This window comes from Robinsoniella sp. (assembly GCF_034124845.1).
Genome location: NZ_JAWYAJ010000327.1, coordinates 6,880 through 16,562, shown reverse-complemented (window position 1 = coordinate 16,562; position 9,683 = coordinate 6,880). Strand labels below are relative to the sequence as shown.

Genomic DNA, 9,683 nt, shown 5'->3' with positions numbered 1-9,683 from the left:
GCTTAATTGCACATGATTCCAAGAAAAAACTTATGCAGAATTTTTGTATCGCCTATCGGGGGATTTTAGTAAAAAATGACTTATACGCAACAGGAACCACCGGAAGGCTGATTGAGGAGGTTACCTCTTTAAATATCCATAAATATCTGGCGGGACATCTGGGCGGAGAGCAGCAGATGGGCGCACAGATTGAAAATAACCAGATTGATCTGGTAATCTTTTTAAGAGACCCATTGTCTCCTAAAAAACATGAGCCTGATGTAAAAAATATTTTTCGCTTATGTGACACCCATAACATCCCTCTTGCAACGAATCTTGCAACTGCGGAACTATTGATTAAATCTTTAGACAGAGGAGATTTAGAGTGGCGTGAAATGTACAAGTAATAAACAATTAACCCCAAGAGAATTACGGCATCAGAAGCAGAACAGGCAAACTATGAAATCCGTAATCACATTTTGTGTTTTACTGGTTGTTTTACTTGTAATACTGGGCTTTTTAGCATATTTCTTTCTTATAAAAGGCCAGAAGGATGCTGAACTGGTGATGCCTTTTGACCGTAACCAGGTAACACTTGGATTACAGCGGGAAGAGGCTCAGACAACAAATTATGCAGCACCGTTTACACAGGATCTGTGCGTTACCGGTACGGACGTACCCCTGGAGGGTCTTAATTTAACTTCCAAAGGTGCCGGATTGTTTGACCTGACCAATCATAAAGTCATGTATTCCAAAGACATCCATAAACGTCTTTATCCAGCCAGCCTGACCAAAATTATGACAGCACTCGTTGCTTTGAAATACGGGAACCTGGATGATGTAATAACCGTTGATGAAAGTGCTCTTGATATTGATCCGGAATCCTCCGTCTGTTATCTGCAGATAGGGGATAAATACACCTTAAGACAGCTTCTCTACGGCCTTATGATCGCATCTGGAAATGATGCCAGTGTGGCAATTGCAGAACACGTCGGAGGAAGTGTGGAAGAGTTTGTGCAGATGATGAATCAGGAAGCCTATGACATCGGTGCTACCAATACGCATTTTACCAATCCCCACGGATTACAGGACGAGGAACATTATACTACGATTTATGATGTATATCTCATGTTCCAGGAAGCACTGAAATACGACGATTTCTGCGATATTATCAACCAGAAGAGTTACGTTGCCAAGTTTAAGCTGGCAGATGACACAGAAGTAGAACGTGTATGGGATGCTACCAACCATTACTTTATGAAACTGGCACAGGCACCGGAAGGAGTCACTGTATTCGGAGGAAAAACAGGTACTACAGATGAAGCCGGCGCATGTCTTGCACTGATGAGTAAAGACCCATATGGAAACCCATTTATTTCAATAATTATGGGAGCAGAGACCAAAGATCAACTATATATTGAAATGAATGATTTATTGTCTAAAATAAACAAATAGATGTTGTAATTTCTAAACTTATGCAGTATAATTGTACATATAAAATCGTGCATGAAGAAGCTGAAGGAGGAGATTACAATGATACAGATAATCGCAGGCCAAAAAGGAAAAGGCAAGACAAAGTTATTACTCGACAAGGTGAATGCCGAAATCAAGTCCGTACATGGTAATATTGTCTATTTAGACAAAAGTGCTAAGCATATGTATGAATTAAACAACAAAGTACGTTTAATTAATACAGCGGAGTATTCCATCACGAATTGTGATGAATTTGTAGGATTTATTTATGGGATTATTTCTCAGGATAACGATTTAGAACAAATGTATTTAGATAGTTTCTTAAAGATTGCAAAATTGGAAAATGATGATATTACAGAGACTCTTAAAAAATTAGAACGTATTGGAGATAATTACGACATCACGTTTGTGCTGAGTGTATCTGTGGATGCTGATGAATTGCCTGAAAATGCAAAGTCAAAAGTTATCGCTTCCCTGTAATACATAGAACGAATATAAGGCTGGGTCCTTTTTTGGATACCCAGCCTTTTTTGCGGCATGTAACGATTAATCTCTGCCCATCTGACCGATGCGGCCGTAGATACTAATCATATATAATCCCGCAAGCCCAACCAGAGCATAAACAATTCTTGAAATCCAGCTCATGTTGCCGAATAAAAAGGCTACGAGGTCGAATTTGAAGAATCCGATTAATCCCCAATTGATTGCGCCAATGACCACAAGTGTCAATGAAGTATAATCTAACCATTTAGAATTCATTTGCTTTTTACCTCCTTATAGTGGTTATTTTCTATTTTTTCCATTTTACTAAATTTTATACAAAAATCTAGGTTGTCCAATCGAAATGAACGTGGTAAAATGTTCGGGAAGGGAGGCTACAATGTTGCCTATTAAGAAAAAAAGTAAAAAAATTACGAAAATGAAGCGTTTTCCTTTATTTAATATCGGTACTTTGATGTTTGGAATCGTTTTTGTATATATGATCATCTGTATGGTGATGTATCTGACCAGTACCCATGTAACTGCCTATGAAGTAACAGCAGGTCCGCTGTCAGGAAACTACAGATTCAGCGCTCTTGCATTAAAAGCCGAAAGAATTGTAACAGCCGAGCAAGCCGGCAATATTAATTATTATGCCCGGGAAGGTTCAAAAGTAGGCGCCGGAAACAGCGTTTATTCCATTGGCGGGGCAATTCAGACAACCACGCCTGCCACAACTTTGGCTACAACCGAGTCTGCGCAACAATCAGAAGCCGCAACTACTGCAGATGGACAAACAGAGTCATCATCCGGCACTGAGACTTCAGAAGCAGCCCCGGCACCGGCAGAAACAGAATCAGTTGATTATCTGGACAGTAAAAGCTTATCGAAAGTACGCAGCAATATGGCAAACTTTTCTACCGGGTTTGACGAAATGTCCTTTCAGAATGTTTACAACTTTAAGGCAGATACCGAAAGTACGGTATTAGAGCTGGCAAATGAAAAAGCGTTGTCTGACCTTGAGAATTCTAACGGTCAGCTATCCGTTCTGGGAAGCCTCTATCAGGCTCCCCAGGAAGGCATCGTAGTATATGCGGTAGATGGTTATGAGAATCTGACAGCAGAAGATATAAAACCCGAATCTTTTGATCAAAAAAACTATCATAAGCAGAATCTCCGCCTGAATAAATCCGTAAAAACCGGAGATGCCGTATACAAACTGGTAACTGACGAAAACTGGTCTCTGATTATTCCCCTGGACAAAAAACTGTTGACGGAACTTTCCGATAACACCACAGTCCGCTTCCGGTTTCTGAAAGATGGTACTGCCTTTAATGCCGATTTTTCCATCTTACAAAATGGTGATAACTCCTACGGAAAGCTGGACATCAGTAATTCTGTCATTCGTTATGCGGGAGAACGTTTTGTAGATATCGAACTGGTATTAAACAGAGAGACCGGACTTAAGATACCGAAAAGTGCGATTGCAGAAAAACAGTTCTTTAAAATCCCAAAAGAATTTGTGACAGAAAATGAAGAAAACGATAATGAAGTAAGTATTCTGAAAGAAAGCGTGGGGAAAGACGGAAAAACCGTAACGAAATACATAACTGCAACGGTTTATGAAAAAACAGATAAAGAATATTATGTAGGCACAACGCTTTTCAAAGTAGGCGACTATATATTGAAGAAAGATTCTTCTAAAAAATATCAGGTATCCGGAACCGGAAGTCTGCAGGGCGTTTATAATATCAACAAAGGTTACGCCGTTTTCAGGGAAATCAAGATTATTGATGAGAATGAGGAATATTGTATTGTAGAAGCAGGTTCGTCATATGGTCTTTCTCAATATGACCGTATTGTACTGAATGCAGATACCGTAAATGATGAAGATATCGTTTATTAAAAAACTAAAAAACCATATAGAAGTGTAAGTGTATGGACTGTTCGTACAGCGTTTTACTAGCAGGAGCATTATCAGAAAGATATTGTCAAGAAACAGGAGGAATCAATGATGTTAAAAGAAAATTTATATGATGTACAAAAACGGGTAGAGGCAGCATGCCAAAGAGCAGGGCGGGACGCCAGGGAAGTTACTTTAATTGCAGTGAGTAAAACAAAACCCGTTTCCATGATCGAAGAAATCATGGACGAGGGAGTCATTGATTTTGGCGAAAACAAGCCACAGGAACTGAGGGATAAGTACGAAGTACTTCCCAAGAATCTGAAATGGCACATGATTGGACACCTCCAGAGAAACAAAGTAAAATATATTATCGATAAAGCCTGCATGATTCATTCCGTAGACAGCTTGCGGCTGGCGGAAACCATCCAGCAGGAGGCCATGAAACTGGATCTTATCATGCCGGTGCTGATTGAGGTAAATATTTCCAGAGAAGATTCGAAATTTGGCGTCTCCCCGGAAGAAACGGAAGAATTGGTGCGTCAGGCGGCGAAACTCCCTAATCTCAAGGTGGAAGGTCTGATGACTATTGCACCTTTTGTCGAAAAAGCTGAACGAAACAGGGTATATTTTTCAAATTTAAGAAAATTATATGTTGACATAAAAAGCAAAAACATTGATAATGTTAATATGTGCAATTTGAGTATGGGCATGACTGGTGACTACGAAATTGCCATTGAGGAAGGTGCAACTCTGGTACGCGTTGGGACAGGCATCTTTGGTGAAAGAAATTACGTGAAATGATAAAACGATAGGAAGATAGGAGATTTATAATGAGTGTTTTGGATAAGTTCTTAAATGCAATGAAGTTAAATGACGACGATTACGACGATGATGATTTTTTAGATGATGAAATCGACGATTATGAGGAAGAACGTCCGAAAAAGCGTTTCTTTAATAAAATAGAAGAAGAAGACTATGATGACTATGACGATTATGATAACAGGTCCGCTCAGGTTCCAAAAATGAAGAGTCAAAATAAAGGGACGCAGAAGGTGAAACCTGTTCATCAGCAGCAAAGCACAAGCAGTAAAGTATCCCCTATGCGTCCCAGAAAGACAGGGATTGGTATGGAGGTATGTGTAATTAAACCAAGAAGCATGGAAGATGCAAGAGAAATCACGGAGACACTTCTTGCAAGCTGCACAGTAGTATTAAATATGGAAGGATTAGATCTGGATATTGCCCAGAGAATCATAGACTTTGCTTCTGGCTCCTGTTATGCGATCAATGGAAATCTACAGAAGATTAGCAATTACATTTTCATTATAACTCCATCGGGTGTAGATGTATCCGGTGATTTTCAGGAAATTTTAAGCGGAGCATTTGACGTACCTTCTATTCACACAAATTATTAGGTTTCATTATGAATAAAGAAGAAGAATTATTTCAAAAGCGGCTGGTAGACCTGGCTGACCGGGCTTTATCAAAAGGGATCACACTGTACAGTGATTTTATGAATCTGAATGAACTGAATATTTTTCATAGTTCCGTCCAAAAGTTTTCCTATATTAACTGGAAAACTTTTGGTGGTTATGAACTCGCAGAGCGTCAGATGGCAGCCTTTATTCCTGATGCTTTTTCTTTGTGTCCGGATGATGAAATACCGGATCAATTCCCCATAGCGTGCATACAAATTGCACCTTTAAACCAGAAATTCGCAGATGTGCTGAGCCACAGGGATTATTTAGGCGCCATATTAAATCTTGGAATAGAACGTAGTAAAATAGGAGACATTCTGGTGACAGATCAGTCTGCCTATCTTTTTTGTTGTAAAGGAATGTCTGAATTTATATGCAAAGAACTGACACGTATTAAGCATACGGTTATATCCTGTAAGCCGGTTCCCTTTTCAGAATTGGATTACAGTCCAAAAACAGAAATCATTAAGGGATCAGTAGCTTCCATTCGTTTGGACGCCCTTCTGGCGCTTGCTTTTAAAACTTCCAGAAGCAGTCTTGTATCTTTAATTGAAGCCGGTAAAATCTTTGTTAATGGTAAAATGATTACCTCCAATGGCTACACGTTAAAAGAAGGCGACATAATATCAGCCAGAGGATACGGTCGTTTCCGTTATGCCAGCGAACTGTCACAGTCAAAAAAAGGGCGAACCTTTGTTGAAATCGAAAAATATATTTAGGAGAAACCATCTTATGAAATATACAGCAGAACATAAAAGCCTTCCGGTACATAAAGAAGGAAAAGAAATTTATCAGATACACTTTGAACACGACTTTGAAAAATTAGGATGTTATTTAACGAAACTGGATATAAAAACAAGAAAACTCTGTATCGTAACGGATTCCAATGTTGGCGGGCTTTACACTGCTGCCGTTACTTCCGTATTGGAAAAAGTTTGCGCTTCCGTTACGGTCTTCACCTTTCCGGCCGGTGAAGAAAACAAGACACTGGACACCGTTCGTAATTTATATGAACATCTTATTTTAGAACATTTTGACCGGAAAGACATGCTGGTTGCCTTAGGCGGCGGTGTAGTGGGCGATCTCACCGGATACGCAGCCGCAACCTATCTGCGGGGTATTTCCTTTATTCAGGTTCCCACTTCACTTTTAGCACAGGTGGACAGCAGTATCGGCGGTAAAACCGGAGTGGATTTTGACCGTTATAAAAATATGGTGGGTGCTTTCCATCAGCCTAAAATGGTATACATGAATATGTCCGCTTTAAAAACCCTGCCAGATGAGCAGTTCTACTGCGGAATGGGTGAAATTCTAAAACATGGCTTAATCAAAGATGCCGGATACTACGAATGGGTCATAGAACGAATGAGCGAGATCACCGAACGGGAGAGCCAGATACTTCAGGATATGGTAGAAATCAGCTGTAAGATCAAACGCCAGGTGGTAGAGCAGGATCCCTATGAAAAAGGGGACCGTGCATTGTTAAATTTCGGGCATACCATCGGACATGCCATAGAAAAACTGAAGAATTTTGAATTGCTCCATGGCCAGTGCGTAGCCCTGGGTTATGTTGCTGCAGCTTATATTTCCTGGAAGAGGGAACTGATCAGTACCGAAGAATTTTTTGAAATCCGGGATATGAATGTGGGATTTGATCTTCCGGTATCTTTTTCCGGTCTGGATTCCAAAGAAGTTCTAAACGCAACGAAACTGGATAAAAAGATGGAGGCCGGACAGATCAAGTTTATATTATTAAAAGGAATTGGCAAAGCTTATATTGACAAAACAGTAACCGATGAAGAAATATTGGCTGCAATTGACTTTTTAAATGCAGAAATAGAGGATGAAAATGAATAAAAATAACAAAAAATTAATATGCTGGGTAGTGGGCATTATCGCATTCGCTTTATTATTGATACTGGATCAATTCACTAAATATCTGGCTGTATCCAATCTTGCCGGACAGGATCCTATCGTACTGATTCCAGGTGTCTTTGAATTGCAGTATCTGGAGAACCGGGGAGCTGCATTTGGCATGTTTCAAAACCAGCGATGGCTGTTTCTGATCATGGCTGTGATTATTTTAGCTTTTATCGGCTACTGTTTTCAGAAATTTCCGGTCGATAAGCATTATCTGTGGCTTCGCATTACCGGCGTTCTCCTTGGCGCAGGTGCAGTTGGTAATATGATCGATCGTGTTGTAAATGGGTTTGTAGTTGACTTTTTCTACTTTTCCCTCATTGACTTCCCGATCTTTAATGTAGCGGACTGTTATGTGGTTGTCTCCCTGATTCTGCTGATCATCCTGATCTTTTTCTATTATAAAGAAGAAGACTTTGCCTGTCTCTCCCTTCGGCATAAAACTGCATCAAAAGAGGAGAACTAGATGGAAAGCATATATTTTACTGTATCCGAAGAAGATAATGGGGTTCGGATTGATAAATATCTGTCAGTTCATATGGTAGAGAAGTCACGCTCTTATCTTCAGAAGCTGCTGAAATCAGAAGATGTGAAAGTGAATGAAAAAACGGTTAAGGCAAATTATAAGGTTGCTTCCGGCGATGTAATCAGCGTTTCCGTACCGGAACCGGAAGAAGTAAATATCCAGCCGGAAGACATTCCTCTGGACATTTTATACGAAGATGAAGACCTAATCGTGGTAAATAAACCAAAAGACATGGTTGTACATCCTAGTGCGGGACATTACAGTCATACCCTGGTAAATGCCCTGATGTTTCATTGCCGCAATGAATTATCCGGAATCAATGGCGTTATGCGCCCCGGCATCGTACACCGCATTGACAGAAACACCACCGGCTCCCTGCTGGTATGCAAAAATGACTTTACACACAATCATATTGCAGAACAGTTAAAAGAACATTCTATTAACCGGAGATACCGGGCAATCGTTCACGGAGTTCTCAAAGAAGATGACGGCGTAGTGGATGCGCCCATTGGCAGGCACCCCACAGACCGGAAAAAAATGGCGGTAAACTATAAAAACGGAAAGTCAGCCGTCACCCATTACCACGTGTGCCAGCGCTTCTCCAATTTCACCTATATTGAATGCCAGCTGGAAACAGGCCGTACCCATCAGATTCGTGTCCATATGAAAAGCATTGGACATCCCATTTTGGGGGACGATGTATACGGTCCGGCAAAGTGTCCATACCATCTGGAAGGTCAGGCACTCCATGCCATGATCCTGGGATTTATACATCCAAGAAAAAATAGTTATATGGAATTTACGGCACCTCTGCCGGAGTATTTTATAAATTTACTGAAAAAATTATATTAATTAAGTGAAATTAGTATACATTGTACCAAAATTGTTTTATAATAGAAACATAAAGCAAACGTAGAAAGGATGTGTTTTGTATGGCTTGTAAATCAATTATAACAATCGGAAGAGAATTTGGCAGTGGCGGTAAAGAAATTGGTATGAAGCTGGCAGACTCCTTAGGCATCAAGTGCTACGATAAGGAACTTCTGGACAGAGCAGCGAAAGACAGCGGCATCTGTCAGGAATTATTTGAAAATCATGATGAGAAACCAACAAACAGTTTCTTATATTCACTGGTTATGGATACCTATTCCATGGGATATTCATCAGCAGCATTCTCAGATATGCCAATAAACCACAAAGTATTTTTGGCACAGTTCAATGCTATTAAAGATATCGCCAAAGAAGGTCCATGTGTAATCGTCGGCCGTTGCGCAGACTATGCACTAGCAGACTTCCCGGATTGTATCAACGTCTTTATTCATGCAAGTATGGATCAAAAAGTTAACCGAATTGCTAAAAAATATGATCTGACAAATGCAAAAGCAAAAGATATGATTATCAAAACAGATAAAAAACGTGCCAGCTATTACAATTACTTCTCCAGTAAAAAGTGGGGCGAAGCAACGGGTTATCATCTTTGCATAGACAGCGGTTTTCTTGGTATTGACGGCACTGTTGAAGAGCTATTAAGCTTCGTCAAAATCAAAGAAAGCAGAGCGTAATCAGAAAGGGCACCACGTAAGATGAAATTTGTAATTCAAAGAGTGACAAATGCCTGCGTAAAAGTTGATTCCCAGGTCATTGGATCCATCGAAAAAGGTTTCCTTGTCCTGATTGGCATCAGCCAGACAGACAGCCGGCAAACAGCGGATGCACTGGTAAAGAAAATGACGGGGCTTCGCATTTTTGAAGACGAAAACGGCAAGACTAATTTGTCTTTAAAGGATGTAGGTGGAAGCCTGCTGCTGATTTCACAATTTACGCTATACGCAAACTGTAAGAAGGGCAACCGCCCGAGTTTCATAGAAGCCGGAGAACCAAAGATGGCAGAAGAGTTGTATGAATACATCATTGCAGAATG

The 9,683-nt window shown here is 40.2% G+C and carries 13 protein-coding genes; 12 read left to right on the top strand and 1 reads right to left on the bottom strand.

The window, feature by feature from the left end; all coding sequences use genetic code 11:
- From mgsA to ACH2DQ_RS16530, 3 genes are all read left to right on the top strand, one after another.
- Positions 1-386 (top strand): methylglyoxal synthase (gene mgsA / locus ACH2DQ_RS16540; RefSeq protein ID WP_395027472.1); only part of this gene is annotated, 386 nt, incomplete at its 5' end.
- On the top strand, positions 370-1,434 hold the full coding sequence (locus tag ACH2DQ_RS16535) for a D-alanyl-D-alanine carboxypeptidase family protein (protein WP_394911270.1): 1,065 nt from the start codon (positions 370-372) through the stop codon (positions 1,432-1,434). The genes mgsA and ACH2DQ_RS16535, both read left to right, overlap by 17 nt.
- Before the next feature lie 78 nt (positions 1,435-1,512).
- The gene (locus ACH2DQ_RS16530) at positions 1,513-1,932 is read left to right on the top strand and encodes a twitching motility protein PilT (protein ID WP_394911269.1); all 420 of its coding nucleotides are present in this window, start codon (positions 1,513-1,515) and stop codon (positions 1,930-1,932) included.
- A gap of 66 nt (positions 1,933-1,998) precedes the next feature.
- On the opposite strand, the gene ACH2DQ_RS16525 is transcribed toward ACH2DQ_RS16530, so the two are convergent.
- On the bottom strand, positions 1,999-2,211 hold the full coding sequence (locus ACH2DQ_RS16525) for a DUF378 domain-containing protein (RefSeq protein ID WP_027294080.1): 213 nt from the start codon (positions 2,209-2,211) through the stop codon (positions 1,999-2,001).
- A gap of 121 nt (positions 2,212-2,332) precedes the next feature.
- Between ACH2DQ_RS16525 and ACH2DQ_RS16520 the strand changes: the two genes are divergently transcribed.
- The 9 genes from ACH2DQ_RS16520 to dtd all read left to right on the top strand — a co-directional run.
- Entirely contained in the window at positions 2,333-3,838 is a 1,506-nt protein-coding gene (locus ACH2DQ_RS16520) for an HlyD family efflux transporter periplasmic adaptor subunit (protein WP_394911268.1), read from the top strand.
- Between the two features lie 108 nt (positions 3,839-3,946).
- Entirely contained in the window at positions 3,947-4,639 is a 693-nt protein-coding gene (locus ACH2DQ_RS16515; protein WP_394911454.1) for a YggS family pyridoxal phosphate-dependent enzyme, read from the top strand.
- Between the two features lie 29 nt (positions 4,640-4,668).
- Positions 4,669-5,253 (top strand): cell division protein SepF, encoded by a 585-nt coding sequence (locus ACH2DQ_RS16510; RefSeq protein WP_394911267.1) that lies wholly within the window; start codon positions 4,669-4,671, stop codon positions 5,251-5,253.
- Between the two features lie 8 nt (positions 5,254-5,261).
- Positions 5,262-6,035: an RNA-binding protein gene (locus ACH2DQ_RS16505; RefSeq protein WP_394911266.1), complete on the top strand. Its 774-nt coding sequence runs from the start codon at positions 5,262-5,264 to the stop codon at positions 6,033-6,035.
- A gap of 13 nt (positions 6,036-6,048) precedes the next feature.
- A complete protein-coding gene (aroB, locus tag ACH2DQ_RS16500) occupies positions 6,049-7,173 on the top strand; it encodes a 3-dehydroquinate synthase (protein ID WP_394911265.1) in 1,125 nt (374 codons plus the stop codon).
- Complete coding sequence (gene lspA / locus ACH2DQ_RS16495; RefSeq protein WP_394911264.1) at positions 7,166-7,702, top strand: signal peptidase II; 537 nt, start codon at positions 7,166-7,168, stop codon at positions 7,700-7,702. The genes aroB and lspA overlap by 8 nt, the downstream gene beginning before the upstream one ends.
- A complete protein-coding gene (locus ACH2DQ_RS16490; protein ID WP_394911263.1) occupies positions 7,703-8,614 on the top strand; it encodes an RluA family pseudouridine synthase in 912 nt (303 codons plus the stop codon).
- Between the two features lie 80 nt (positions 8,615-8,694).
- Positions 8,695-9,324, top strand: coding sequence for an AAA family ATPase (locus tag ACH2DQ_RS16485; RefSeq protein WP_394911262.1), 630 nt, complete (start codon positions 8,695-8,697; stop codon positions 9,322-9,324).
- Between the two features lie 21 nt (positions 9,325-9,345).
- Positions 9,346-9,683 (top strand): D-aminoacyl-tRNA deacylase (gene dtd / locus ACH2DQ_RS16480; RefSeq protein ID WP_395027468.1); only part of this gene is annotated, 338 nt, incomplete at its 3' end.

Excerpts from the sequence above, each read along its gene's own strand:
- ACH2DQ_RS16510 (WP_394911267.1), top strand. The coding sequence starts at position 4,669 with ATGAGTGTTTTGGATAAGTTCTTAAATGCAATGAAGTTAAATGACGAC.
- aroB (WP_394911265.1), top strand. The coding sequence starts at position 6,049 with ATGAAATATACAGCAGAACATAAAAGCCTTCCGGTACATAAAGAAGGA.
- ACH2DQ_RS16505 (WP_394911266.1), top strand. The coding sequence starts at position 5,262 with ATGAATAAAGAAGAAGAATTATTTCAAAAGCGGCTGGTAGACCTGGCT.
- lspA (WP_394911264.1), top strand. The coding sequence starts at position 7,166 with ATGAATAAAAATAACAAAAAATTAATATGCTGGGTAGTGGGCATTATC.
- ACH2DQ_RS16485 (WP_394911262.1), top strand. The coding sequence starts at position 8,695 with ATGGCTTGTAAATCAATTATAACAATCGGAAGAGAATTTGGCAGTGGC.
- ACH2DQ_RS16490 (WP_394911263.1), top strand. The coding sequence starts at position 7,703 with ATGGAAAGCATATATTTTACTGTATCCGAAGAAGATAATGGGGTTCGG.
- ACH2DQ_RS16515 (WP_394911454.1), top strand. The coding sequence starts at position 3,947 with ATGTTAAAAGAAAATTTATATGATGTACAAAAACGGGTAGAGGCAGCA.
- ACH2DQ_RS16530 (WP_394911269.1), top strand. The coding sequence starts at position 1,513 with ATGATACAGATAATCGCAGGCCAAAAAGGAAAAGGCAAGACAAAGTTA.
- ACH2DQ_RS16520 (WP_394911268.1), top strand. The coding sequence starts at position 2,333 with ATGTTGCCTATTAAGAAAAAAAGTAAAAAAATTACGAAAATGAAGCGT.
- ACH2DQ_RS16525 (WP_027294080.1), bottom strand. The coding sequence starts at position 2,211 with ATGAATTCTAAATGGTTAGATTATACTTCATTGACACTTGTGGTCATT.